This window comes from Delftia sp. BGA-UO-ETr-SB1 (assembly GCF_059567865.1).
This window is the reverse complement of the sequence record NZ_JCAQOW010000006.1, coordinates 1,640,707-1,666,315: the sequence shown is the minus strand read 5'-3', so window position 1 is coordinate 1,666,315 and position 25,609 is coordinate 1,640,707. Positions and strand designations below refer to the sequence as shown.

Annotated in this window: 23 protein-coding genes; 12 read left to right on the top strand and 11 right to left on the bottom strand. The window is 67.6% G+C overall.

What is annotated here, in order from left to right; all coding sequences use genetic code 11:
* Window positions 1-248 precede the first annotated feature (248 nt).
* The gene (locus AC57B5_RS26330; protein WP_496400618.1) at window positions 249-1,919 is read left to right on the top strand and encodes an ankyrin repeat domain-containing protein; all 1,671 of its coding nucleotides are present in this window, start codon (window positions 249-251) and stop codon (window positions 1,917-1,919) included.
* 6 nt (window positions 1,920-1,925) lie between these two features.
* On the opposite strand, the gene AC57B5_RS26325 is transcribed toward AC57B5_RS26330, so the two are convergent.
* Together AC57B5_RS26325 and AC57B5_RS26320 are read right to left on the bottom strand one after the other, a co-directional pair.
* Complete coding sequence (locus AC57B5_RS26325; RefSeq protein WP_043819208.1) at window positions 1,926-3,176, bottom strand: YeeE/YedE family protein; 1,251 nt, start codon at window positions 3,174-3,176, stop codon at window positions 1,926-1,928.
* A 174-nt stretch (window positions 3,177-3,350) separates the two neighbouring features.
* Window positions 3,351-4,316, bottom strand: a complete 966-nt coding sequence (locus AC57B5_RS26320) for a sulfurtransferase (protein WP_034396528.1) — start codon at window positions 4,314-4,316, stop codon at window positions 3,351-3,353.
* A 204-nt stretch (window positions 4,317-4,520) separates the two neighbouring features.
* Between AC57B5_RS26320 and AC57B5_RS26315 the strand changes: the two genes are divergently transcribed.
* The 11 genes from AC57B5_RS26315 to AC57B5_RS26265 all read left to right on the top strand — a co-directional run bounded on the left by AC57B5_RS26315 (window position 4,521) and on the right by AC57B5_RS26265 (window position 16,261).
* Window positions 4,521-5,717, top strand: a complete 1,197-nt coding sequence (locus AC57B5_RS26315; RefSeq protein ID WP_496400617.1) for a multidrug effflux MFS transporter — start codon at window positions 4,521-4,523, stop codon at window positions 5,715-5,717.
* Window positions 5,718-5,746: 29 nt separating this feature from the next.
* Window positions 5,747-6,736: a tRNA (adenosine(37)-N6)-dimethylallyltransferase MiaA gene (miaA, locus tag AC57B5_RS26310; protein WP_496400616.1), complete on the top strand. Its 990-nt coding sequence runs from the start codon at window positions 5,747-5,749 to the stop codon at window positions 6,734-6,736.
* A 16-nt stretch (window positions 6,737-6,752) separates the two neighbouring features.
* Window positions 6,753-7,469 carry an ABC transporter ATP-binding protein gene (locus tag AC57B5_RS26305; protein ID WP_013801071.1) on the top strand — a complete coding sequence of 239 codons (717 nt, stop codon included), beginning with the start codon at window positions 6,753-6,755 and terminating at the stop codon, window positions 7,467-7,469.
* A 19-nt stretch (window positions 7,470-7,488) separates the two neighbouring features.
* The gene (locus AC57B5_RS26300; protein WP_496400615.1) at window positions 7,489-10,056 is read left to right on the top strand and encodes an FtsX-like permease family protein; all 2,568 of its coding nucleotides are present in this window, start codon (window positions 7,489-7,491) and stop codon (window positions 10,054-10,056) included.
* A gap of 195 nt (window positions 10,057-10,251) precedes the next feature.
* Window positions 10,252-10,950 carry an IPTL-CTERM sorting domain-containing protein gene (locus AC57B5_RS26295; RefSeq protein WP_063328094.1) on the top strand — a complete coding sequence of 233 codons (699 nt, stop codon included), beginning with the start codon at window positions 10,252-10,254 and terminating at the stop codon, window positions 10,948-10,950.
* A 9-nt stretch (window positions 10,951-10,959) separates the two neighbouring features.
* Window positions 10,960-12,051, top strand: coding sequence for a collagen-like protein (locus AC57B5_RS26290; protein ID WP_199959890.1), 1,092 nt, complete (start codon window positions 10,960-10,962; stop codon window positions 12,049-12,051).
* 248 nt (window positions 12,052-12,299) lie between these two features.
* Window positions 12,300-13,409 (top strand): glycosyltransferase, encoded by a 1,110-nt coding sequence (locus AC57B5_RS26285; RefSeq protein WP_496400614.1) that lies wholly within the window; start codon window positions 12,300-12,302, stop codon window positions 13,407-13,409.
* Window positions 13,410-13,435: 26 nt separating this feature from the next.
* Window positions 13,436-14,503 (top strand): PLP-dependent cysteine synthase family protein, encoded by a 1,068-nt coding sequence (locus AC57B5_RS26280; protein ID WP_043819214.1) that lies wholly within the window; start codon window positions 13,436-13,438, stop codon window positions 14,501-14,503.
* Between the two features lie 3 nt (window positions 14,504-14,506).
* Complete coding sequence (locus tag AC57B5_RS26275; protein WP_496400613.1) at window positions 14,507-15,631, top strand: lipocalin-like domain-containing protein; 1,125 nt, start codon at window positions 14,507-14,509, stop codon at window positions 15,629-15,631.
* Between the two features lie 70 nt (window positions 15,632-15,701).
* Window positions 15,702-15,935, top strand: a complete 234-nt coding sequence (locus AC57B5_RS26270) for a type II toxin-antitoxin system ParD family antitoxin (RefSeq protein WP_012206957.1) — start codon at window positions 15,702-15,704, stop codon at window positions 15,933-15,935.
* Window positions 15,932-16,261 carry a type II toxin-antitoxin system RelE/ParE family toxin gene (locus AC57B5_RS26265; protein WP_065348120.1) on the top strand — a complete coding sequence of 110 codons (330 nt, stop codon included), beginning with the start codon at window positions 15,932-15,934 and terminating at the stop codon, window positions 16,259-16,261. Before AC57B5_RS26270 ends, AC57B5_RS26265 begins: the two co-directional genes overlap by 4 nt.
* A gap of 72 nt (window positions 16,262-16,333) precedes the next feature.
* Here the strand turns inward: AC57B5_RS26265 and AC57B5_RS26260 are convergent, their stop codons facing one another.
* From AC57B5_RS26260 to AC57B5_RS26220, 9 genes are all read right to left on the bottom strand, one after another.
* Window positions 16,334-17,332, bottom strand: a complete 999-nt coding sequence (locus AC57B5_RS26260) for a branched-chain amino acid ABC transporter permease (protein ID WP_012206959.1) — start codon at window positions 17,330-17,332, stop codon at window positions 16,334-16,336.
* Between the two features lie 27 nt (window positions 17,333-17,359).
* Entirely contained in the window at window positions 17,360-18,244 is an 885-nt protein-coding gene (locus AC57B5_RS26255) for a branched-chain amino acid ABC transporter permease (RefSeq protein WP_012206960.1), read from the bottom strand.
* Window positions 18,245-18,301: 57 nt separating this feature from the next.
* Window positions 18,302-19,498: an ABC transporter substrate-binding protein gene (locus tag AC57B5_RS26250; protein ID WP_012206961.1), complete on the bottom strand. Its 1,197-nt coding sequence runs from the start codon at window positions 19,496-19,498 to the stop codon at window positions 18,302-18,304.
* 99 nt (window positions 19,499-19,597) lie between these two features.
* Entirely contained in the window at window positions 19,598-20,308 is a 711-nt protein-coding gene (locus AC57B5_RS26245; RefSeq protein ID WP_496400612.1) for an ABC transporter ATP-binding protein, read from the bottom strand.
* A gap of 1 nt (window position 20,309) precedes the next feature.
* Window positions 20,310-21,080 (bottom strand): ABC transporter ATP-binding protein, encoded by a 771-nt coding sequence (locus AC57B5_RS26240; RefSeq protein WP_012206963.1) that lies wholly within the window; start codon window positions 21,078-21,080, stop codon window positions 20,310-20,312.
* Window positions 21,081-21,693: 613 nt separating this feature from the next.
* Entirely contained in the window at window positions 21,694-22,203 is a 510-nt protein-coding gene (locus AC57B5_RS26235; RefSeq protein WP_043819224.1) for a DUF1178 family protein, read from the bottom strand.
* Between the two features lie 38 nt (window positions 22,204-22,241).
* A complete protein-coding gene (locus AC57B5_RS26230; RefSeq protein ID WP_012206965.1) occupies window positions 22,242-22,547 on the bottom strand; it encodes a DUF2818 family protein in 306 nt (101 codons plus the stop codon).
* A gap of 55 nt (window positions 22,548-22,602) precedes the next feature.
* On the bottom strand, window positions 22,603-24,096 hold the full coding sequence (gene nuoN, locus AC57B5_RS26225) for an NADH-quinone oxidoreductase subunit NuoN (RefSeq protein WP_012206966.1): 1,494 nt from the start codon (window positions 24,094-24,096) through the stop codon (window positions 22,603-22,605).
* A gap of 24 nt (window positions 24,097-24,120) precedes the next feature.
* Window positions 24,121-25,596, bottom strand: a complete 1,476-nt coding sequence (locus tag AC57B5_RS26220; RefSeq protein WP_012206967.1) for an NADH-quinone oxidoreductase subunit M — start codon at window positions 25,594-25,596, stop codon at window positions 24,121-24,123.
* Window positions 25,597-25,609 lie beyond the last annotated feature (13 nt).

Genomic DNA, 25,609 nt, shown 5'->3' with positions numbered 1-25,609 from the left:
GATTGCCGACGCAGCCTATGCCAGACAACTGGCCCGCCATGCGGGTAGGAACCCGCAAGCAGGGGCTGCCGGCTGTCACCCAGATGACTGTCGCCTTGCGCTAACATCCGCGCTTGCGGTGCAGGCCGCACCCGGACCTGCGGGAAGGGTTGAACCCACCTGTATGCGCCTCCCGGCGTTTTTCTCTTGCCACATGCCTTTGTGCGCCAAGCTGCAGGTCATTGGCCTTCGTGCACGGAGGTATCCCTGTGAAACGCATCCCCGCCCGGCCCGACATGGGCCACCTCAAGAAACAGGCCAAGCAACTGCTGGCCGCCTATCGCTCAGGCTCGGCCCAGGCCATGGAGCAATTGCGCTCCCACCTGCCAGCGACCAAAGGCCTTGCCGATGAGGCACTGGCCGCCAAGGACCTGCGGCTGCACGACGCCCAGTCCTGCGTGGCGCGCGAGCACGGTTTCGCTTCATGGAGCGAGCTGTCAGGCTACGTCGAGGCATGCCAGCGCCTGGCGGCGGACCCAGAGAAATCCCGGCTGCACTGGCTGGCCCTGGTCTATGCCGGCGATGTGGCGGGCGGCACGCACCGCGCGCAGCCCGCGCTGGCCCGGCGCCTGCTGGACGAGCGGCCGGAACTGGCGGGCAGTGATGGCGGTGATCCCTGGGTAGCCTGCGCCACCGGCAATCTGGCCGTGCTGCGCGAGGCCGGGCGCAACGACCCCGGCTGGCTGCGCCGTGCAGGCGGGCCGTTGGCGCTGCCGCCGCTGATGGCCGTCACCCATTCCTGCCTGCTGCGCCTGCCCGAATTCACCGAGCACCTGCACGCATGCGCGCGCTGGCTGCTGGACGCAGGCGCCGACCCGCTGCAGACCATAGGCAACCGCTGGCCACCCGCCTCGCTGCAGGCCCCCTCAGATACCGAGCGGCTGTCGGCCCTCTATGGCGCAGCAGGCCAGAACCATGATGCGCAACTGACGCAGATGCTGCTACAGGCCGGCGCCGACCCCAACGACGGCGAATCGCTCTACCACTCGCTGGAAGGCACGCCCGCCAGCCGCGAATGCACGCGGCTGCTGCTGCAAGCCGGCGCACGCGTGGACGGCAGCAATGCCCTGTTCCGCGTGCTGGACCTGGACGATGTGCAGGCCCTGCGCCTGCTGCTGGACCACGGCGCCAATCCGAACGAGGACAACGGCCAGGGCGAATGGGGCCGCCCGCTGCTGTGGGCCATCCGCCGGCGCCGCTCGCCCGCCCATGTGCAGGCGCTGCTGGATGCCGGCGCCGATCCGTCGGTGCGCACGCCGCAGGGCCTGAGTGCCGCGGCACTGGCGCGGCGCTTTGGCCTGGCCGACGTGGCCGCCCTGCTGGAACAGGCGGCGGGCAGCGAGCCCACCACGCCGCAGGAGCAACTCCTGGCCGCCTGCGCCGTGGGCGACGCAGCACAGGCCCGCCGTCTTGCCGCAGCCCACCCCGGGCTGCTCCAGGGCCTGGCACCCGAACAACTGCGCATGCTGCCCGAACTGGCGGCCCTGGGCTGCATGGACGCCGTGCGCTGCATGGTGGAACTGGGCTGGCCCATCGCCGCGCGCGGCGGCGACTGGGATGCATCCGCACTGAACCAGGCCGTGTTCCGTGGCGATGCCGCCATGGCGCGCTTCCTGCTGGAGCACGGCGCGCAATGGACCGAGCGCCACGCCTACGGCGACAACTGCGCAGGCACCCTGTGCTGGGCTTCGCTGAACCGGCCCGAATCCACGGAACCCGGCGGCGGCGACTGGCTGGGCTGCGCCCAGGCCCTCATCGACCACGGCATGCCCCTGGCCAGGCCCGACCCCGAGGCGCCCGGCTGCGTGCTCATCGACGGAAGCCGGCAGCGGTATCCGGAGGAGATCGCGGATCTGCTGCTGGGGGTGGCTGCCGGCTGAAGGCCCTCAGTCCCGGCTGGCCTGCCAGCGCCGCAGCACGAAACCCGCCCACAGCGCCGTGAACACGGCCGCGCCAAAGACCCAGCCCGACAGCGCGCCCGCCATGCTGCCCGACAGCAGCGTGCCGATGGTGCAGCCCAGCCCCGTCATGGCGCCCCAGCCCAGCAAGGCGCCACCGGCCAGGCCGCGTGCCGCATCGCGCCAGGTGGGGCGGCGCGGCGTCCACTGGCGGCTGGCCACGGCAGCGCCCCAGGCGCCGGCCACCAGGCCCAGCAGCAGCACGGCATGGGGCGTGAGCAGGCTGTTGAGTACGGCCGTGGCGCATCCGCCCAGGGTGTCGAGGCCGTGCAGGCGCTCGGGCACCCAGCCGCCCGCCTGGGCCCAGCCGCGCACGGTGCTGCCCAGCGTGGTGGTCACGCCCAGCGGCCGCATGCGCACGATGGCGGCGGCCGCGATCAGGCCCACGGCCAGGCCGCCCAGCGCGGCGTTCCAGCGGCCTTGCCACAGTGACAGCCACAGCTGGCGCAGGCCCGGTGGCTGCGCCGGTTCTGCCGCAGGCCGTGGCTGTGCGCGGCCCGAGCGCCCATGAATGCGCCAGACCCAGGCCGCCAGCAGGCCCAGCACGGCCAGTTGCAGCGCCAGCGCGCCGCCATAGCCCAGATGGGCCGGCAGCCAGATGACGGGCGCATCGGCAATGGCCAGGCTGTACAGCGGGTTCCAGCTGCGAAACCCCAGCACGAAGCCCAGGCCCGTGCCGACCAGGGCAAACGGCGCCACGGGCGATCCCTCGCCCAGCCGGTACCAGTGGGCGCTGATGCACGAGCCCGAGACCGACATGCCCGCGCCAAAGGCCAGGCCCGCAAGGACCAGCACCCAGCTCACGGGACCTATGTGCATGTCGGGCGGCAACTGGCCCGGCTGGGGCACGGCCACCCAGCTGCCCAGCACCACGGTCATGCCCGCCGATCCCACGGCCAGCGCCAGCAGGATGGAGAGCACGCCGCGCGGATCGCCGAACTCGAACCAGTCGCGCGCATGGCAGTAAAAGCAAAAGCGCGAGCGCTGCAGCACCAGCCCCAGCAGCAGGCCCAGCGCCAGCGCAAAGACCAGGGTGCGCCCGCCGCCTTGCAGCTGCAGCTGCGCCGCCACAGGCCAGGCTGCGGCCAGCACGGCGGCCAAGGGCAGCCATCTGGTCCAGTCCCTTGCCCTGTGCCTGCCATTCACGTTCTGCGTGTGCTCACCGGTCACGCTTGTCATTCCTGCCCCCTTTGTTGCCATCCACGCATAAAAAAAGGGGCCCGCAGCCTGCGGGCCCCAAAGGAGCCGAGCTTTTGCCAAAGCCACTCGTCACCACCCCTGATCCGTCGAACCAAGAGCACCGACACCCCTCGCCCGGCCCCCGCCTTCAAGACAGGTTGATCGACTGCAGGATCATTTCGCGGCCCAGACCGTGCCGGCCGGGTTGTTGATCGGCACACCCACGGAGTTGCCGTACTCGGTCCACGAGCCGTCGTAGTTGCGCACCTGATAGCCCAGGATCTTGGACAGCGCAAACCAGGTGTGGCTGGAGCGCTCGCCGATGCGGCAGTAGGTGATGACCGGCTTGCTGCCGTCGATGCCCACGCCCGCATAGAGCTTCTTGAGTTCTTCGGCGGACTTGAAGCTGCCGTCCTCGCGCACGGCCTGCCCCCAGGGCACGTTGACGGCGCCGGGGATGTGGCCGGCGCGGATGGCCAGTTCCGGCACGCCGGCCGGGGCGAAGACCTTGCCCTGGTATTCGTCGGCCGAGCGGATGTCGACGAGCTTGGCGTCGCTGCGCCCTTCGGCCGAGGCCAGCGCATCGGTCAGGCGCGCGCGCAGCGCGGTGTTGACCTTGCCCACGCGGTAGGTGGTGGCCGCATATTCGGGGGCGCGGTTGTTGAGGGGGCGGTTCTCGGCCTCCCACTTCTTGCGGCCGCCGTCCAGCAGCTTGACGTTCTGCACGCCATAGATGTCGAAGACCCAGGCCCCCCAGGCTGCGAACCAGTTGTTGGTATCGCCGTACAGCACGACCGTGTTGCCTTCCTTCACGCCGGCCTGGGACAGCAGCTTCTCGAACTGCTCCTTGCCCACGATGTCGCGGCGCACCTTGTCATTGAGGTCGTTGTGCCAAGAGAAGTTGACGGCGCCCGGCACATGGGAGCGTTCGTACAGGCCGGGGTTGACGCTTACCTCGACGATGCGCACATCGGCGCGGTTGAGGTTGGCCGCCAGCCATTCGGTGCTGACCAGCGGGCCTTCGGGCACAGGCGCATTGGCATGGGCCGCACCACCGACCAGGGCCACGCCCCACAGCAGGGTGCACGCCCCCTGGCGCAGCGCGGCGGGAAGGGAGGAGAAAGCGGTCAGCGTTGCCATTGCGGTCCTTTGTTCACAGTTGCGTTGATCGGGTTGATTCCTCTGCAATGCAATGTAGGCAGGGCCCGGCCGGTTCCCAACTGCGCAATCCGCAGATGGATATGCACCGCCCGAACATGGACAGCGGCACCCCTTGTTCTCTGCTACCCTCGGTCGCCTATGTCAGCGCCCCTGTCTCCCGCCGCCGCGCAAGCGCAGCCGGCAATGTCCCCCGTCCTGGTCGTCGTCCTGCTCGGCCTGCTGCTGGGACTGCAGCCGCTGGCCACCGACCTGTACCTGCCGGCCCTGCCGTCGATACAGACGGCCTTCTCCACCCAGGTGTCCCAGGTGCAGCTCACGCTGACGGCGTTCCTGCTGGCCTTCGGCTGCTCGCAACTGGCCTGGGGGCCGCTGTCCGACCGCTTCGGGCGCCGGCCCATCCTGCTGGCGGGCATGTCCATCTACGTGCTGGCCGCGCTGGGCAGCGCCAGTGCAGAGACCATGGAGTCGCTGATCGCCTGGCGCGCGCTGCAGGGGGCATCGCTGGGCGCCGGCGTGATGTGTGCACGCGCCATGGTGCGCGACCTGTTCGCGCCGCACCTGGGCGCCCAGGTCATGTCCAAGGCGCTGACCGGGCTGGGCGTGATCGCCTTCCTGAGCCCCGTCAGCGGCAGCCTGCTGGTGGATTCGCTGGGCTGGCGCTCGACCATGCTGGCCCAGGCCGTGATGGGTGCGCTGGCCCTGCTGCTGGTGGCACTGCGCTTCACGGAGACACTGGCCCGCACCAATCCCACGGCGCTGCAGCCGCTGGCCCTGGCGCGCAACTGGATCACTATCCTGCGCCACCCGGGATTCCAGTCCTACCAGTTGCTGACCTGCTGCACCTATGCGGCCCTGTTCACCAACCTGGCCGCATCTTCCTTCACCTATATCCATGTGCTGGGCGTGAGCCGCACGGGCTACGGCCTGCTGATGGGCAGCAATGCGCTGTGCTACATCGCGGGCACCTTCCTGTGCCGCTGGCTGCTGCAGCGCATGGATGTGCGGCGCGCCGTGCAGATTGCCGGGCTGGCAAGCCTGCTGTCGGCCACGGCCATCGGCATTGCGGCGCTGGCCGATGCGCGCAGCCTCTGGGCCTATGCCCTGCCCTTCTATATCTTCCAGATCGCCCATGGCGTGCACATGCCCTGCGGCCAGAGCAATGCCATCGCGCCCTTCCCGCAGTCGGCGGGCACGGCCTCGGCGCTCAACGGCTTCACCATGATGCTCATCGCCTTTGCCATGGGACACTGGCTGGGCCTGCACCTGGACGGCCAGTCCACCCGGCCCATGGCCTTCGGCATCTGGTTCTGGGGCGTGTGCACGGCCCTGGTCGCCTGGGGGCTGGTGCGCCGCCACGGGCGGGTCGATGGCCACCGCTGATTCCACTTTCCTGCGTTCCCGTTTCTCGAATGTCCACCGCTTCCCCGCTCCCCTGCCTGGCCATCGCCGGCCCCACCGCTTCTGGCAAGACCGCTGCCGCCCTGGCCCTGGCCAGGCTGCTGGCCGAACGCGGCCAGGCCGCAGAAATCATCAGCGTGGACTCGGCCCTGGTCTATCGCGGCATGGACATCGGCACGGCCAAGCCCACGCCCGAAGAACTGGCTGCCTGCCCCCATCACCTGATCGATATCCGCGACCCGCTGCAGGCCTACAGCGCGGCCGAATTCGTGCAGGACACGCAGCGCCTGGTGGCCGAGATCCGCGCGCGCGGCGCCCTGCCGCTGCTGGTGGGCGGCACCATGCTGTATTTCAAGGCCCTGCAGGATGGCATTGACGACATGCCGGCCGCCGACCCCGCCGTGCGCGAGCGGCTGGACGCCCAGGCCGCGCAGATCGGCTGGCCCGCCATGCATACGCTGCTGGCCCAGGTCGATCCCGCCACGGCCGCGCGCCTGGCGCCGGCCGACAGCCAGCGCATACAGCGCGCGCTGGAGGTTTGGCACGTGTCGGGCAAGCCGCTGTCCAGCTTTCATACGCGGGCGGGCAAGGATGCGGCACAGGGCCTGATCAGCCCCGGCGGTTTCTTCTCGCTGGAGCCGCAGGACCGCGCCTGGCTGCATGCGCGCATCGCCCAGCGCTTCGACGCCATGCTCGACGCCGGCTTCATCGACGAAGTGCAACAGCTGCGCGCGCGCGGCGACCTGCACCTGGACCTGCCCTCCATCCGCTGCGTGGGCTACCGCCAGGCCTGGGAATCGCTGGACGGCCTGTACTCCATGAACTCGCTGCGCGAACGCGGCATTGCCGCCACGCGCCAGCTGGCCAAGCGCCAGATCACCTGGCTGCGCAGCATGCCCGCCCGCCATGCCATTGCCTGCGATGCGCCCGATGCCCAGCAGCAACTGCTGCAGGCAGCGATGGCCGTGGTGGCCGCATCAACCCAGGCCCGCAACGGCTGAACAGGAAACCGCCTTCATGACTGCCGCGCCCCGGGACAACACGCCACTGACTCAGCCGCCGCTGCTTCAGGTCCAGGGCCTGGCGCGGCGCTACCGCAACGACGGCGGCACGGAAACCGCCGTCTTCGAGAACGTGGACTGCAGCGTGGCGCGCGGCGAGTTCGTGGCCATCGTGGGTGACTCGGGCGTGGGCAAGTCCACCTTTCTCAACTGCCTGGCCGGGCTCGATGAGTGGCAGCAGGGCCGCGTGCTGCACGAAGGCCAGGACCTGTCGGCCCTGGATGAAACCGGCCGTGCGCTGTGGCGGCGCAGCCATGTGGGCTTCGTGTTCCAGGCCTTCCATGTGCTGCCGCACCTGGATGTCTGGCACAACGTGGCCCTGCCGCTGATGCTGCTGCAGCGGCTGGATGCGGCGGGCCGCCAGCGCGTGCAGCAACTGCTGCAGGCCGTCGGGCTGCAGGGGCTGGAGCAGCGCCTGCCCTGGCAGCTCAGCGGCGGCCAGCTGCAGCGCGTGGCCATTGCACGCGCCCTGGTCCACGGCCCGGCCCTGCTGCTGGCCGACGAGCCCACCGGCAACCTGGACCCCGGCACGGCCGCACAGGTCATGGAGCTGCTGCTGCAGCAGACCCGGGAACACCAGGCCGCCCTGGTGCTGGTCACGCACTCCATCGAGGCCGCGCGCCGTGCCGACCGCGTGCTGCGCCTGACCGCACAGGGCATGCAGCCCGCCTAGCGCCAGAGACCATCCGCCCATGCTCGCCCTGCTTCGCACCTTTTCCTGGCAGGAGCTGCGCCAGCATCCCTGGCGCACGGCCACCGCCCTGGTGGCCATCATGCTGGGCGTGGCCCTGGGCTTTGCCGTGCACGTGATCAACCAGTCCGCGCTCGATGAGTTCTCGCGCGCCGTGCGCACGGTCAGCGGCCAGCCGGACCTGGAGCTGCGTGCCATGCAGGGCGGCCTGCCCGAATCGCTTTATGGCCGTGTTGCGCAGCAGCCCCAGGTCAGCCTGGCCGCACCCTGGATCGAAGCCACGGCCCTGGCAGGCACCGCCACGCCGGTGCAGTTGCGCGTGCTGGGCGGCGATGCGCTGCGGCTGGCGCCCGTGGCGCCTGCGCTCATGCCCCGGCTGTTCGATGGCGGCGGGCGGCTGGACCTGTTCGCGCCCGATGCGGTCTTCCTCAATGCAACGGCACTCGAAGCCCTGGGCCTGACGCCGGAGCAGGCGCGGCACACGCCCCTGTCATGGCAACTGGGCGGGCGCGCGCAGACCCTGCGCATCGCGGGCACGGTGGCCGCATCCGGCCCGCCGCTGGCCGTGATGGACATCGGCGGGCTGCAGGACAGCCTGCAGCGCTGGGGCCAGGTGGACCGCATCGATGTGCTGCTGGCCGAAGGCGCCACGCGCGAGTCCCTGCTGGCCGAGCTGCGCCGCCTGCCCGACTGGCCCGCCCAGGCCCTGGCCAGCCGCCCCGGCGACGACCAGCAGCGCATAGCCGAGATGTCGCGCGCCTACCGCGTCAACCTCACGGTGCTGGCCCTGGTGGCGCTGTTCACGGGGGCGTTCCTGGTGTTCTCGGTGCTGGCGCTCAGCGTGGCCCAGCGCGCGCCGCAGTTCGCCCTGCTGGCCGTGCTGGGATTGACGCCGCGCCAGCGCCTGGGCCTGGTGCTGCTGGAATCGCTGCTGCTGGGCATTGTGGGCAGCGCGGCCGGCATTGCGCTGGGAGCGGGCCTGGCCTGGCTGGCCCTGCACCTGCTGGGCGGTGACCTGGGCGGCGGCTACTTTGCCGGCGTGCAGCCCGCGCTGCAGTGGAGCGCCAGCGCCGCGCTGACCTTTGGCCTGCTGGGCGTGGCCGCCACCGTGGCTGGCGGCTGGTGGCCGGCGCGCCAGGCCATGGAGTTGCCGCCTGCGGCCACGCTCAAGGGCCAGGGCGCGGGCTCCGAACGCGCGGCGCGCGGCCTGCCGGCCCTGCTGCTGATGGCAGCCAGCGTGGCCCTGGCCTTTGTGCCGCCCGTGGCCGGCATTCCCCTGGCCGCCTATGCCGCCGTGGCCCTGCTGCTGCTGGGCGGCATGGCCGCCCTGCCCTGGCTGTTGGGCCAGCTGTTGCGCCTGGTGCCGCAATCGCTGCTGCGCCAGCCGCTGGCCCTGCTGCCCGTGGAGCGCGCACGGCGCATGCGCCGCAGCACCACCGTGGCCGTGGGCGGCGTGGTGGCCAGCCTGAGCCTGGCCGTGGCACTGACCGTGATGGTGGCCAGCTTCAGGGACAGCATGATCGCCTGGCTGGACGCCGTGCTGCCCGCCCCGCTGTACCTGCGCACGGCCGGCAGCGCAGGCCGTGCCGATGCCGCGCCCCTGCCCGCCGATCTGGCCTCGCGCATTGTCGCCCTGCCTGGCGTGCAGCGCGCCCAGCCCATGCGCAGCACCAGCCTGTGGCTCAGCCCGGATCGCCCCGCCGTCAGCCTGCTGCTGCGTCCGCTGCATGGCCCCCAGGGCCAGCAGTTGCCGTGGATACAAGGCCCCGTGCAAGCGCCTGCTGGCAGCACGCCCGTCTATGTCAGTGAAGCCGTGGCCCAACTCTATGGCGTGCGGCCGGGCCAGGAGTGGCCTCTGCTGGCCCAGGCCCTGCCGTCCGAAGATTCCCGCGTGTTTGTGGCCGGCATCTGGCGCGACTATGTGCGCCAGTTCGGCGCAATCGCCATGGACTGGGACGACTACCAACGGCTTGCCGACGGCAGCGCCAACACGGCAGGCCCCACCGAAATCGCCATCTGGCCGGACGGCGACGACACGGCCACGGCGCAGCAGCTTCAGGCGCGCATCCAGTCGCTGCTGACCGGGCCGGGCGCCGCGCAGGCCCTGGAGTTCGCCAGCAGCGGCGCACTGCGCGAGCGCTCCATGCGCATCTTCGACCGCAGCTTTGCCGTGACCTACTGGCTACAGGCCGTGGCCATCGGCATCGGCCTGTTCGGCATCGCGGCCAGCTTCAGCGCCCAGGTGCTGGCACGGCGCAAGGAATTCGGCCTGCTGGCCCACCTGGGCCTAACGCGGCGCGACATCCTGGCCGTGGTGGCTGGCGAAGGCATGGCCTGGACCACGGCGGGCGCCATCGCCGGCAGCCTGCTGGGCCTGGGCGTGGCCGTGATCCTGGTGCACGTGGTGAATCCGCAAAGCTTTCACTGGACCATGGAGCTGTCCCTGCCGTGGCCCCGCCTTTTGGCGCTGGCTGCCAGCGTGATCGCAGCAGGCACGCTGACGGCCTGGCTGGCCGGGCGTGCGGCTGCAGGGCGTGAGGCGGTGCTGGCGGTCAAGGAGGATTGGTAAACCCCATCCCTCCGCGCAAACCGATAGCCTGCTAAAAATGAAAACGCATAATCAATTGTTAATTTTTCTTACAAGAGAATCATTTTCTATCTGATCATTTGCCCGACTTCGGCAGGAGCGCTTCCCATCTACAGGAGCGCCCTGCCTCAACAAAACAGCAGGTGCACCACCGCCTGTACTCGGGAGATCGGACTCATGGCAGGTTTCGGAAAACGTTGGGCGGCGTCGCTGGCCCTGGGCGCGGCAATGTGCGGCTCGGCCTGGGGGCAGATTGTTTTTCCTCCAGGCTCCGGCATCGATCTGGCTGGCGGTTCGTTCAATTCGTTTTGCGTCCCCGTTTCGATGGGCGGGGAACTGGCCCTGGGCACGGGCACCTTCGATTCGGGGTCCTTTGCCTTTGACGCGGGCTCCACGGTGACCGGCACGGGCGGCCAGCTCAACATCGGCGGCGACCTGACGAGCGCGGCGGCACTGAATCTCGGCACCAGCAGCGTTGTGCTTTCAGACACCTGTGCACCCGGAACGACCCTGACACTCAGCGGCAATATCGTCGTGAAGGATCTGACACTGATCAGCACCGGCCCGACACCCCCGACCATCGTTCTTCCCGCAGGTACCAATCTCACCGTGCTGGGCACGCTCACGCTGGGCTCTCCCGGCAAGCCGGTGGTGCTGGCCTCGTCCGGTCCCGGCACTGCCGTGGTCACGCTGGGCCCCTTGGCCACAGTTTCCAACCCCAGCGGAAGCGGGATCCCTGGCAACGTGCAGATTGGCGCACCGGTGGTGGTGGCTCCAGCCAGCATCCCCACGCTCAGCACCTACGGGCTGATGCTGATGAGCCTGCTGCTCGGCGGCATGGCCCTGCACCGCCAGCGCCGCAACACACGGATCTGAGGAGCGGACATGCACCAGAACCGTCGCCCTGTCCCGGCCCTGCTGCTTGCGATGTTTGCGGGCGCAGGCCTGCACACCTCCGCAGCACTCGCGGCCGATGTCTCCATCACCCTGCCAGCCAATGGCGATTTCGTGATCAAGAACTCCGTGGGCGCCGAGCGCCTGCGCGTGCAGCGTACCGGCGAGGTACTGGTGCCGGCCTTGCCGGCCGATACGGCCACCAGCAACCAGCTGCTGTGTTTTGATGGCGTCTCTGGTCAGCTCACGCATTGCGCGGCGGGCGTGGGTGGAGGTGCCACGGGAGCGACAGGCGCCACGGGGGCCACAGGTTCGACAGGTGCCATCGGCCCTGCAGGCGCCACGGGAGTCACAGGCGCAGCCGGTCCCACCGGCCCCACTGGGGCCACCGGCATCACGGGTGCCACAGGCCCCACGGGTGCCGGAGTCACAGGGCCGACCGGTCCGCAGGGGGTGCAGGGCCTTATCGGAGTTACCGGCCCCACAGGGGCGGGGGTGGCGGGTCCCACGGGTCCCCAAGGCATCCAGGGCGTGCAAGGTGTCACGGGCGCCACAGGCAATACGGGCTCCACCGGAGCGACCGGCCCAGCAGGCGGGGGCGGTGTCACGCTGAGGGACAGCGGCGGCGCAGCACTGGGTACGGTGGTCGGCCTCGCTACCACCAACTACAGCACGATCAGCGTGCTCACCTCGACCTTCCATCTCGTCAAGTTCCGCCCCGAAGGCGGCTATCAGAACGACACCAATCTGCTCTTTGCCAGCACCGATTGCACGGGACAGCCGTACCTGGCGTCACTCAACTCGACGCAGCTGTATCCGCGCTTTGCCAGGACGCTGGTGTATGCGAAGAATGCCGGCAAATTCTATGTACTGGGTGGAGCAGACGCCAATGGCGTGGTGCAGGCCAAGACGCAGTTGAGCCTGGGCATCAACGGCACCATCCAATCGGCTGAAGATTATTCGACAGGCGCCTGCATAGCCTCATCTTCACCCCAGACCGTCTTCCCGCTCGTCGAGACACCGCTCACCAGCATGGGCCTGCCTGCCACTATCTCCTGGCCCTTGCAGTTCTCGTCGCCCTGAGCAACAGCCACTTCCTTCCAAGCTGGCACCAGCAACGCTGGTGCCAGCCTTCTGCGCGTATCCATCCAAGCATCTCCTGAACCATGGACCGCTGCACTTCGCTCATTCCTCCCCGTCCTTTCTGGACCCTGTGCATCAGCGCAGGCATCTTCCGCCTCGCAGGTTCCACGATGCCGGCCAGCCCAGCCGTGGGCCGTGGATTGGCGGGAGCCATCGGTTTACACCAGCCCACAGGCGGCTGATCAGACATGGCCGACTCCATCGCACCAGCACGGCCCGGCACGCGCCCACGCATCTGCCTGAACATGATCGTCAAGAACGAGGCCCCGGTGATCGCGCGTTGCCTGGCCTCGGTCAAGCCGTGGATGGACCATTGGGTGATCGTGGACACGGGCTCCAGCGATGGCACGCAGGCCCTGGTGCGCGAGTGCATGGAAGGCGTGCCCGGCAGCCTGCACGAGCGGCCCTGGGTGGACTTTGCCCACAACCGCAACGAGGCGCTGGAGCTGGCGCGGCCGCACGGCGACTACCTGCTGTTCATCGATGCCGACGAGCAGCTGCGCGTGCCCGAAGGCTTTGCATGGCCGGCGCTGGAGGCGGACGGCTGCATGCTGTCCTGCCACATGGCGGGCACCGAATACCAGCGCAATGCGCTGATCGCCACGCGCGTGGACTGGCGCTGGGAAGGCGTGCTGCACGAGTACCTGACCGCGCCTGCGCACCAGCCCTGGCAGATGCTGGCCGGGCCGTTCATCGATGTCTCGCACGATGGTGCGCGGGCCCGGGACCCTCAGACCTACCTGCGCGACATCGCCGTGCTCGAGAAGGCCGTGCGCGAGCAGCCCGGCAACACGCGCAACGTGTTCTATCTGGCGCAAAGCCACCGCGATGCGGGCCAGATCGAGTCCAGCCTGCATTGGTACCGGCAGCGCGCTGCCATGGGCGGCTGGGCCGAGGAGCAGTGGTTTGCGCTGTTCCAGGTCGGCGTGCTGCTGGAGCGCTCGGGCGCCGAGCCGGCCGCCGTGCGCGAGGCCTATCTCACCGCCTATGCCGCGCGACCACAGCGGGCCGAGCCCCTGTGCGAGCTGGCGCGCTACCACCGCGAGCGGTCCGAGTTCGCCCTGGCCTGCCTCTATGCGCGCCAGGCCGCCGCGCTGCCGCGCCCGGCCGAGGACATCCTGTTCATCGACGCCCAGGTCTACGCCTGGCGCGCGCTGGACGAGCTGGCCGTCAGCGCCTTCTACACCCCGCTGCGCGACCTGGGCCGCGCCGCGCTGCAGCAGTTGCTGGCCGAACGCCGCTACCCCGCCAGCGAGCAGACACGCATCGAGGCCAACCGCCCGTTCTACGGCCTGTAGCCGCGTGGGCAGGGCAGCCTGCGACAATGGCCGCCATGCCGCACACCACCTCTTCCTGGCTGCATGAGGCCATCAACCGCATCGAGGCCGATTACCAGCGCAGTGCCGACACGCACCTGATCCCGCTGCCCCTGCCCGGCTTTGCCGGCCTGGGGATCGACCTCTACCTCAAGGACGAATCCACCCACCCCACGGGCAGCCTCAAGCACCGGCTGGCGCGCTCGCTGTTTCTCTATGCGCTGTGCAATGGCTGGGTGCATGAGGGCTCGACCATCGTCGAGGCATCGAGCGGCTCCACGGCCGTGAGCGAGGCGTATTTCGCGCGCCTGCTGGGCCTGCCCTTCGTGGCCGTGATGCCGCGCAGCACCTCGGCCGAGAAGATTGCGCTGATCGAGTTCTACGGCGGTCGCTGCCATCTGGTGGACAGCGCAGGCCAGGTCTACGACGAGGCACGCGCCGTGGCCGCGCAGACCGGCGGCCACTACATGGACCAGTTCACCTATGCCGAGCGCGCCACCGACTGGCGTGGCAACAACAATATTGCGGAGAGCATGTTCACCCAGATGCGGCGCGAGCGCCATGCCGTGCCGCGCTGGATCGTGGTGGGCGCGGGCACGGGCGGCACCAGCGCCACCATTGGCCGCTACGTGCGTTTCCAGCGCCATGCCACGGGCATCTGCGTGGCCGACCCCGAGGGCTCGGTGTTCGCCGCCTACCACCGCACGGGCGATGCCACCCTCACCGCGCCGGGCTCGCGCATCGAGGGCATAGGCCGCCCGCGCGTGGAGCCCAGCTTTGTGCGCACCCTGGTGGACCGCATGGAGGAGGTGGCGGACTGCGATTCCCTGGCCGCCATGCGCAGCCTGTCCGCACTGCTGGGCCGGCGCGTGGGGCCGTCCACGGGCACCAACTACGTGGCCATGCTCAGGCTGGCCAGCGAGATGCGCCAGCGCGGCGAGCAGGGCTCCATCCTCTCGCTGCTGTGTGATGCGGGCGAGCGCTACCTGCCCACCTACCATGATGCGGACTGGGTGATGCAGCGCATCGGCGACTGCGGGCCGGCCCAGGCGCGCATCGCGCAGTTGCAAAGCTGATCCGTGATGCCACTGCCCCGCCGCCATCTGCTGGGCCTGGCTGCAGGCCTGGGCCTGGGGGCGGCAGGACTGCCCGCCCAGGCACTGCCGCCACGCACGCTGGTCTTCCCGCGCGACCATGGCAGCCATCCCGGGCTGCGCACCGAGTGGTGGTACATCACCGGCCAGGCACGCGCGGCGGGCCGGGCCTGGGGTTTCCAGATCACCTTCTTCCGGTCACGCGTGCAGGCCACGCAGGAGCTGCGCTCCGCATTTGCGGCGCGCCAGCTGCTGTTTGCCCATGCGGCGCTTTGCGATGTGCAGGGCGCCCGCCTGCACCACGACCAGCGCATCGCGCGCGCAGGCTTTGGCATTGCCCAGGCCAGCGAGGCCGATGCCGACGTGCGGCTGCAGGACTGGTCGCTGCAGCGCACCGATGAAGACACCGGTAACGGCGAGGCCGAACGCTACACCACCCGCATACGCAGCACCGCATTCGCACTGGACCTGCGCTTCGAGACCCGCGAGCACCCGCTGCTGCAGGGCCGCGCCGGCCTCTCGCGCAAGGGGCCGGAACCCGAGCAGGCCAGCTACTACTACAGCCGCCCGCAACTGCAGGTGAGCGGCACGCTGGAGCTGGCAGGCCAGCGCATGGAGATCGAAGCCGCGCGCGAACCCGGTGACAACCGCGCCTGGCTGGACCATGAATGGAGCCAGGCCCTGATGCACCCCGAGGCCGTGGGCTGGGACTGGATAGGCATGAACCTGTTCGACGGCGGTGCGCTCACGGCCTTCCGAGTGCGCCGGGGCGATGGCAACGCGCTGTGGGCCGGAGGCTCGCTGCGCGGCGCCGATGGCAAGGTACAGGTCTTCGCCCACGATGCCGTTCGGTTCACACCGCTGCGCCACTGGAGCAGCCCCGCCAGCGGCGCGCGCTACCCCGTGCAATGGCAGGTGGACACGCCCGCTGGCCGCTTCACCGTGAACGCCCAGGTCGATGACCAGGAGCTGGACAGCAGCGCTTCCACCGGCGCCATCTACTGGGAGGGCCTGTGCAGCCTCCAAAAGCTGTCCGGCCCGGGCCAGGAGGCGCGAGCCGGTCAGGGATACCTGGAGATGACGGGCTACGCCCGGCCGCTGCAGCTATGAAAACCTTTTCAAACTGCAGTGGCTGAATGGGAATCTTGCCAATTTTTGCCAAGCGACCCACACTGGCGTCATGAGCACCATGAACATTTCCCTGCCTGACACCCTCAAGTCCTTTGTGGATGAGCAGGTCAGCCAGCGTGGCTACGGCACAAGCAGCGAGTATGTCCGCGAGCTGATCCGCAGGGATCAGGAGCGCCTGCAACTGCGCAACCTGCTGTTGGCTGGAGCGGGTTCGGCGCCGGCTGCGGCGGTGGATGCGGGCTATTTCGATGGACTGCGTGAGCGGGCAAAGGCCAGGAGGTGAAGGCCAAGGCCATCGTCCCCCGCGAGCAGGCCAACCGGGACGTCGAAGAGATACTTGCCTGGTACCTGGACGAGGAGGCCGCAAACGCAGCCCTGGGCTTCATCGACGCGCTGGAGAAGGCCTACGCACACATAGGCCGCCACCCCTCCACAGGCTCGCTGCGCTATGCCCATGAACTCCATCTGCCCGGTCTGCGCGCCTGGCCGCTGACGCGCTACCCGTACATGGTGTTCTATGTGGAGCACGCCCATCACGTCGATGTATGGCGTGTGCTGCACGGCCAGCGGGACCTGCCGGCATGGATGCAGGAACCCGACAACGGATAAGGGCAGGCCGCCAGGATCAGATGCGGTCCTGGTGGCCTGCCCTTCCCGCCGCTCGGTGCGGTCTTCAGGATCTCAAGGGGTACGCTTTTTCTGCAGCCAGGCGATCAGCTCGCCCATGATGCCCTTGCGGAACAGCAGCACGCAGACCACGAAGATCAGGCCGGTGACGATGGTCACCGACTCGCCCAGCGTGGAGAACCACTCCACGCCCGTGAGGCGCTGCAGGAAGCTGCCGAACTCGCCGATCTTGTTCTCCAGCATGACCACCACGGCCGAGCCCAGGATGGGGCCGGACAGCGTGCCCAGGCCGCCCATCAGCGTCATCAGGATCACGTGGCCGGAGGTGGTCCAGTGCACATCCGACAGCGTGGCAAAGCCCAGCACCACGGTCTTGAGCGAACCGGCCAGGCCCGTGAGCGCGGCCGAGATCACGAAGGCCAGCAGCTTGAAGCGCGCCACGTCATAGCCCAGCGAGGTCGCGCGCGGCTCGTTCTCCTTGATGGCCTTGAGCACCTGGCCGAAGGGCGAGTGGATGGTGCGCACGATCAGCAGGAAGGCCAGGACCACGATGACCAGCGTGACGTAGTACATGGTCAGGTCGCTGGTCAGGTCGATGAGGCCGAACAGCTTGCCGCGCGGTACGCCCTGCAGTCCGTCCTCGCCGCCCGTGAAGGGCGCCTGCAGGCACACGAAGAACAGCATCTGGGCCAGCGCCAGCGTGATCATCGAGAAATAAATGCCCTGGCGGCGGATGGCCAGCCAGCCGAAGATCAGCCCCAGCAGCGCGCCCCCGGCCGTGCCGGCCAGCATGGCCAGCTCGGGCGTGAAGCCCCAGCCCTTGATGGCATAGCCCGTCACATAGGCCGCGCCGCCCAGGAAGGCCGCGTGGCCGAAGGACAGCAGGCCCGTGTAGCCCAGCAGCAGGTTGAAGGCCGAGGCGAACAGTGCGAAGCACATGAGCTTCATCACGAACACCGGGTAGGCACCCAGCATGGGCGCCGCCAGCAGGCCCAGCAGCAGCAGGCCATAGCCCCAGGGGGCGATGCGTTGAACGAGAGTCTTGGATTTCATGTGGTCGGCCCCTTGTCCTCGTTCTTGTTATTTCTCTTTGCCGAACAGGCCGGCGGGGCGGATGAGCAAAACGATGACCATGATGAAGAACACCACGGTGGACGAAGCCTCGGGCCAGAAGACCTTGGTCAGGCCCTCGATCACGCCCAGGCCCAGGCCGGTGAGGATGGAGCCCATGATGGAGCCCATGCCGCCGATCACCACCACGGCGAAGACCACGATGATGAGGTTCTGCCCCATCAGCGGCGTGACCTGGTAGACGGGCGCCGCCAGCACGCCAGCAAACGCCGCCAGCGCCGCGCCGAAGGCATAGGTCAGCGTGATCATCACGGGCACGTTGACGCCGAAGGCCTCGACCAGGCGCGGGTTCTCGGTGCCGGCCCGCAGGTAGGCGCCGATGCGCGTCTTCTCGATCATGAACCAGGTGGCCACGCAGACCACGATGGAGGCCAGCACCACCCAGGCGCGGTAGTTGGGCAGGATCATGAAGCCCAGGTTGGTCGCGCCTTCCAGCAGCTCGGGCGTGTCGTAGCCCAGGCCCGAGACGCCGTAGACCGAGCGGAACAGGCCCTCGATCAGCAGCGACAGGCCCAGGGTCAGCAACAGGCCGTAGAGGTGGTCGAGCTTGTAGATCCAGCGCAATAAAAAGCGCTCGATCAGCACGCCCAGCAGGCCCACCAGCAACGGCGACAGCACCAGCATCACCCAGTAGTTGATGTTGAAGTAGCTCATGGCCATCCAGGTGACCATGGCGCCCAGCATGAACAACGCGCCGTGGGCGAAGTTGATCACGTTGAGCAGGCCGAAGATCACCGCCAGCCCCAGGCTGAGGATGGCGTAGAACGAGCCGTTGACCAGCCCCAGAAGGAGCTGGCTCATCAGGCCTGGCAGGGAAACACCAAAGATTTCCATGGGATGCAGCTGTCGTGGTTGGCCGGGTGGCGGTTGGGGGTCAGTGGCGGCGCAGCGTTACTTCCACAGCGCGCACTTGGTCTCGGCCTTGGTGGTCCAGACCTGGTCGGCGGGCAGTGTGGCCACGACCTTCAGGTAGTCCCAGGGCTTCTTGGATTCGGCGGGCTTCTTGACCTCGACCAGGTACATGTCGTGGGCGAAGGTGCCATCGGGACGGATCGAGCCCTTGCCGTAGAAGTCGTCGATGGGCGTGCTCTTGAGGTAGGCCATGACCTTGTCGGCATCCGTGGACTTCACGGCCTGCACGGCCTTGAGGTAGCTGGTCACGGCCGAGTAGTCGGCAGCCTGGATGGAGGTGGGCATGCGCTTGGTCTTGGCGAAGAAGCGCTCGCCGAACTTGCGCGTGGCATCGTTCTGGTCCCAGTACCAGCTGGTGGTGAACTGCATGCCTTCGGTGTTCTTCAGGCCCAGGCTGTGGATGTCGGTCAGGAACACCAGCAGGCCCACGGTCTTCATGCTCTTGTTGATGCCGAATTCCTTGGCCGCCTTGATGGCGTTGATGGTGTCGCCACCGGCGTTGGCCAGGCCCAGGATCTGGGCCTTGGAGGCCTGCGCCTGCAGCAGGAAGGACGAGAAGTCCGAGGCATTGAGCGGGTGCTTGACGCCGCCCACCACCTTGCCGCCCTTGGCCTTGATCACGGCCGTGGTGTCGTTCTCCAGCGCGTGGCCGAAGGCGTAGTCGGCCGTCAGGAAGAACCAGTCCTTGCCGCCGCGCTCGACCACGGCCGTACCCGTGCCCTTGGCCAGGGCCACGGTGTCATAGGCGTAGTGAACGGTGTAGGCATTGCACTGCTCGTTGGTCAGTGCCGAGGAACCCGCGCCACTGTTGAAGTGCACGCGCTTTTTCTCATTGGCCACCTGCGACACCGCCAGGGCCGTGCCGGAGTTGGTGCCGCTGAACACCAGCGAGATACCTTGCGTGTCCACCCACTCGCGCACCTTGGAGGCGGCGATGTCGGCCTTGTTCTGGTGGTCGGCGCTCAGCAGCTCGATGGGCTGGCCCAGCACCTTGCCGCCGAAGTCATCGATGGCCATCTGCATGGCGGTGACGGCGTTCTTGCCTTCCACGTCCGCATACAGGCTGGACATGTCGGTCACGAAGCCGATCTTCACCTTCTCCTGTGCCATGGCAAGCGGGCTGGCCAGGCCGGCCGCAGCCAGCATGCACGACAGTGCGGTCAGTTTTGCTTTCATTGGTGTCTCCTTCGCGTTGATGTCTTGGGTTTTTGTCACAGGGCCATGGCAGGAATGCAGCCGGCGAGCCCCAGGCGCCGGCCACGATGGATATCCGGGTCAAACGCCCAGCAGCTCGTTGAGCACGGGCATCTTGGCCTGCAGCTCGGACGCGCCGAAACGCTCGACCACATGGCCGTGCTCGACCACGTAGAAGCGGTCGGCCAGCGGCGCCGCGAAGTGGAAGTTCTGCTCCACCATGACCACGGTGTAGCCCTTGGTGCGCAGCATGGTGATCATCCGGGCCAGCGCCTGCACGATGACGGGTGCCAGGCCTTCCGAGATTTCGTCGAGCAGCAGCAGCCGCGCGCCCGTGCGCAGGATGCGCGCCACGGCCAGCATCTGCTGCTCGCCACCCGACAGGCGCGTGCCCTGGCTGTGGCGGCGCTCGGCCAGGTTGGGGAACATGGCGTAGATCTCATCCACGCTCATGCCCGGCTGGCCGGTCTTGAGCGGCGGCGGCAGCATCAGGTTCTCCTCGCACGAGAGGCTGGAGAAGATGCCGCGCTCTTCAGGGCAGTAGCCCACGCCCAGGTGGGCAATGCGGTGCGTGGGCAGATGGATGGCCTCCACGCCGTTGATCCGGATGGAGCCCTTGCGCGCGCCCGTCAGACCCATGATGGCGCGCAGCGTGGATGTGCGGCCCGCGCCGTTGCGCCCCAGCAGCGTGACCACCTCGCCGGGCTGGACCACCAGGTCCATGCCGTGCAGCACATGGGATTCGCCGTACCAGGCCTGCAGGCCCTTGATGTCCAATGCCGGTGCAGTCATCTCAATGCGCTCCCTGCAACTGGCCGTCGGTGGTGCCCATATACGCTTCCATCACTTGCGGGTTGCGCGAAACTTCCTCGTACGGCCCCTCGGCCAGCACGGCGCCGCGCTGCAGCACCGTGATGCGGTCGGCAATGGTGGAGATCACCTTCATGTTGTGCTCCACCATGAGAATCGTGCGGCCGGCCGAGACCTTCTTGATCAGCTGGGTCACGCGGTCCACGTCTTCGTGGCCCATGCCCTGCGTGGGTTCGTCCAGCAGCATCAGCTCGGGCTCCATGGCCAGCGTGGTGGCAATCTCCAGCGCACGCTTGCGGCCATAGGGCAGGTTGACCGTGACCTCGTCGGCCAGATCCTGCAGGCCCACTTCGGCCAGCAACTGCATGGCGCGGTCATCGAGCTGCGACAGGCTCTTCTCGCTGCGCCAGAAATGGAACTCCGTGCCCAGCTTGCGCTGCAGGCCGATGCGCACGTTCTCCAGCAGCGTGCAATGCGGGAACACGGCCGAGATCTGGAAGGACCGGATCACGCCACGGCGCGCAATCTGCGCCGGTGCTTCCCGCGTGATGTCCTCGCCATTGAAACGGATGGTGCCGGAGGTGGGCTCCAGGAACTTGGTCAGCAGATTGAAGCAGGTGGTCTTGCCTGCGCCATTGGGGCCGATCAAGGCATGGATGGAGCCACGGCGCACCGAAAGGTCCACCTTGCTCACCGCCGTAAATCCCTTGAACTCTTTGGTCAGGTTCCGGGTTTCGAGAATAACGTCGCTCATGTGCGCTTCGCCTGCTCCGTTGATGCTGCCAGCCCCCAACGCGTCGCCAGAGGCTCTGGCGGGCGTTGTGCAGGGTCGGACGCATCGTAGGCTTGCCGACGTTGTGCACCGCAGCGGGAAAACGCCTACGTAGGTGCTCCTAAGCACAGGCCCTGCCCCGCACTGCAGCATGGCGCATCAAGCCTGGTCTTCGCAAACGATAGAAGCAACCACTCACACTTGAAATAATCAAGCACACACGGGGCTGTAAGGTGCCGCGGTGACAGGCAGAGCCTAGGGTTCTCCAGCATCTCGGCCCGGCGCGGCCCACACGGAAGGCCAGAGCGCTTCCAAAGCGATAGCAAACTACCCTTTTTGCGACTTACAGGGCAGCGGCCAATGTCCGCTGCCTTACGGGAAACACCCAGGTCGGCAATCTCCCTGTGGCCTGCTCAGTCACTATGCGAAAAGCCGCGGATATGCTTGAGTTTGTCGTCTCTTCAATTGAAGGGCGACAAAGTCAGTCGGGACGCTACTCAATCAATAGCAACAAGCAAAGGCCTGGCCTGGAAACTGCCGATCCATTGCAATGGGCGCAATTGTCGTCGCCAAGACAGCACGTGCCAGTCGCCACTTACTGCAGCGTTTCCTTGCTGCCTTCGGGCAAGGCCAATGGAAGGACGGCAATGCCTTCATCCAGCAATTGCATGGCCTGCTCGGGACTGGCCTTGCCGCGGATGGCGCGCTCGTCCGTCTCGCCGTAGTGCATGCGGCGGGCTTCATCGACAAAGCGCTCGCCCACGTCCTCGGTCTGCTGCGCCACCTGGCGCGACCATTTCAGCCAGGCGGCCTGCATGGCCTGCAGCTGCTCGCGCGCCTGGGGCGGCATGGACGGTGAGGGAACGGCTGCCGCACTGGCAGCCGAGGCGGCTGCAGCAGGTTCAGCCGCTGCAGCCGGGGGCATGGCTGCGGGCTTGGCGCCAAGATTGATGCGGGGGGCGCTCAGTCGCTTGGTGATGTCGCTGTGGCCGCAGACGGGGCACAGCACCAGCTGGCGCTGCAACTGGCCCTGGAAATCATCTTCCGAGGCGAACCAGCCCTCGAACAGATGGCCGTGCGGGCAATGCAGGTCGAGCACTTTCATCACGCACCCCCACCCATGAGACAACCGGCACCGCAGCCTCAGCCGCGGCGGTGAATCAGGAAACGATAGACGAAACCGGGGAAGGCCAGCGTCAGGAACAACGCTCCCGTGACGGCATAGAACTCCCAGCCCTGGGGCGCGATCTGCCCCACACGGCGCTCCAGCAGCAGCGCCACGCCGCCGACGATGAAGTACAGCAGCACCATCTCCAGCAGGCACATGGCCAGCGGCTTGCGCTGGGCGCGCAGCGGCCCTAGCTGCAGCCAGCGGGCGTTGAAGAAAGGCAAATTGGCTGCCACAAGGGCAGCCAATATCACGAGCCAGATCGAAGCGGTTTGCGACAAGCCGATGTCCTCACCGCGAAGCCCTGCGTGCAGGGCCCCGCATCGGGAAAGTGGATCAGGAAGCCAGGGCGCGCACGACGGCGTCGGCGCACAGGGCCATCAGGCCACCCGGCAGAAGGCCCAGCCCCAGCACCAGGGCGCCGTTGAGGGTCAGCACCACGCGCACGTCCAGCGAAGCGGAAACGCTGGTGGCGGTGATGGGTTCGTCAAAGTACATGACCTTGACGACGCGCAGGTAGTAGAAGGCGCCGATCAGCGACATGACCACGGCAAACACGGCCAGCGCGATGTACAGGCTGTGGCCCGATGCCACGAGTGCCTGCAGCACCGACAGCTTGGCGTAGAAGCCCACCAGGGGGGGGATACCGGCCATGGAGAACAGGCAGATCGCCATCACGCCGGCATACAGCGGGCTGCGCTGGTTGAGGCCGGCAAAGTCGGCGACCTCTTCGCTCTCGAAGCCTTCGCGGGCCAGCAGCTGGATCACGCCGAAGGCGGCCAGCGTGGTCAGCACGTAGGTCACCACGTAGAACATGGCCGAGCTGTAGGCGTTCTCGATGGTGGCCGGATCGACCTTGCCATCCACCACACCCGACATCAGGCCCAGCAGCACGAAGCCCATCTGCGAGATGGTCGAGTAGGCCAGCATGCGCTTGAGGTTGGTCTGCTGCAGGCCGGCCAGGTTGCCGACCAGCAGCGAGGCGATGGCAAGCACCGCCAGCATCTGCTGCCAGTCGATGGCCAGCGGCAGCAGGCCGTCCACCAGCAGGCGGATGACGATGGCGAAGGCGGCCAGCTTGGGCGCGCCACCGATCATGGTGGTGATGGCCGTGGGAGCGCCCTGGTAGACGTCGGGAACCCACATGTGGAAGGGAACCACGCCCAGCTTGAAGGCCAGGCCGGAGACCACGAAGACCAGGCCGAACACCAGCACCTGGTGCTTGATCTCGCCCGAGTTGATGGCCTTGAAGACCTGACCGATGTCCAGCGAGCCGGTCGCACCGTAGAGCATGGACATGCCGTACAGCAGGAAGCCGCTGGCCATGGCGCCGAGCACGAAGTACTTCATCGCGGCCTCGACCGACGCCGTGTGGTCGCGGCGCAGGGCCACCAGGGCGTAGCTGGACAGCGTCAGCAGCTCCAGGCCCAGGTAGATGACCAGGAAGTTGTTGCCCGAGATCATGATGAACATGCCCAGCAGCGCGAGCATGGCCAGCGTGAACAGCTCTCCGCCGCGAAGCATGTCGCGGTCGGCGGCGTAGGGGCGGCCGTAGACCAGGGTGACCATCATGGCCACGGTGGCGAAGCACTTGAGCCAGTTGCCCATGGCGTCGGAGACCACCATGTTGCCCCAGCCATAGAAGGTGTTGCCACTGGAGGCGTACATGCCTTGCAGCACGGCCACCACGCCCAGGGTCAGCAGCGTCAGAACATAGGTGCCCGTGCGGCGCGGGCTTTTGACGCCCAGGTCCACCAGGGCGATCACGCAGGCCATGACCAGGAGAAGGATCTCCGGATAGATGGCCAGCCAGCTGATGTTGTCAATCATCTCGATTCTCTCGTTTCAGTCTGGTCACTGCAGCTTGCTCATGGCCACATGCTTGAGCAGCTCGGCCACGGACACATCCATCACGTCAGTGAAGGGCTTGGGATACAGACCCATGTACAGCACGGCGATGGCCAGCAGACCCAGCACCAGGAACTCGCGGTTGCCGATGTCGGTCAGGCCGCGCACATTGTCGTTGGTGACCGGACCCAGGTAGACGCGCTTGTACATCCACAGGGTGTAGGCGGCGCCGAAGATCAGCGCAGTGGCAGCGCCCAGGCCGATCCAGAAGTTGTACTGGACGGCACCCAGGATCACCATCCACTCGCCCACGAAGCCGGCCGTTGCGGGCAGGCCGCAGTTGGCCATGGCGAACAGCAGTGCGAAGGCCGCGAACTTGGGCATGGTGTTGACCACGCCGCCGTAGGAGGCGATTTCACGCGAGTGCACGCGGTCGTAGAGCACGCCGATGCACAGGAACATGGCGCCCGACACGAAGCCGTGGGCAATCATCTGCACGATGCCGCCGGCAACGCCCAGCGGGTTGAAGATGAAGAAGCCCAGGGTCACGAAGCCCATGTGGGCCACGGACGAGTAGGCCACCAGCTTCTTCATGTCCTTTTGCACCAGGGCGACCACGCCCACGTAGATCACGGCGACCAGCGACAGCGCGATGACCAGCCAGGCCCACTTGTGCGATGCATCAGGGGCGATGGGCATGGAAAAGCGCAGGAAACCGTAGGCACCGAGCTTCAGCATGATGGCAGCCAGCACGGCGGAGCCGCCGGTGGGCGCTTCCACGTGCACGTCGGGCAGCCAGGTGTGCACCGGCCACATCGGCACCTTCACGGCGAAGGCCGCGAAGAAGGCGAAGAAGATCAGCGTCTGGGCCGTCATGGACAGCGGCAGCTTGTGCCAGTCGAGGATCTCGAAGCTGCCACCGGACTGGGTGTACAGATAGATGATCGCGATCAGGGTCAGCAGCGAACCCATCAGCGTGTACAGGAAGAACTTGAAGGCCGCGTAGATGCGGTTGGGGCCGCCCCAGATACCGATGATCAGGTACATCGGGATCAGCGTGGCTTCGAAGAACACATAGAACAGCAGGCCGTCCAGTGCGCTGAACACGCCGACCATCAGGCCGGACAGGATCAGGAACGCGCCCATGTACTGGTTCACGCGCTCGGTGATGTTTTCCCACGACGCGATCACGACGATCACGGTGATGAAGGCCGTCAGCGGCACGAACCAGAACGAGATGCCATCCACGCCCAGGTGGTAGTAGATGTTGAAGCGCTCGATCCACAGCGCCTTCTCCACGAACTGCATCGCAGCCGTGCTGTTGTCGAACTGCTGGATCAGCGGCAGCGTGACCGCCAGGCCGGCCAGGGCGCCGACCAGGGCCAGCCAGCGCACTGCCTTGACCTGATCCTCGCGGCCCAGGGCCAGCAGGAGGGCGCCGAATGCGATCGGCACCCAGATTGAAAGACTCAACCAATGCATTTTTGTTCTTCCT